Origin of the sequence: Mediterraneibacter sp. 210702-DFI.5.30, assembly GCF_020560115.1 — a bacterium.
Lineage (GTDB): Bacteria > Bacillota > Clostridia > Lachnospirales > Lachnospiraceae > Mediterraneibacter > Mediterraneibacter faecis.
Genome location: NZ_JAJCME010000067.1, coordinates 1 through 274, shown reverse-complemented (window position 1 = coordinate 274; position 274 = coordinate 1). Strand labels below are relative to the sequence as shown.

Here is a 274-nt window from a genome sequence, read left to right as displayed (position 1 = left end):
GCGAGATTTGGTAATCTATTTTTTCATTAGAAAATTTTGTTTTTGCTGTACTTTTAACATCAACACCTTTTGTTCTACCGAATTTCCCATTGGAGATACTTTCTAAATAAGCTGTAGGCATTTCTTTTTCGATTGTGTCATATAACTCTGTTATTTTGGGTAGTAACGGTGCTATTTTTAAATACGGATTATCATTATTTTTTTCTATTTTCCCATCAACTTTTCTATCATAATTTTCTAAATAGTCTTTCAAGACATTTGCTTTTCCACTGTA

At 29.2% G+C, this 274-nt stretch carries 1 pseudogene; it reads right to left on the bottom strand.

The window, feature by feature from the left end:
* Nucleotides 1-253 (bottom strand): annotated as a pseudogene (locus LI126_RS14705) (hypothetical protein); the annotation flags it as partial.
* Between the last annotated feature and the right edge of the window lie 21 nt (nt 254-274).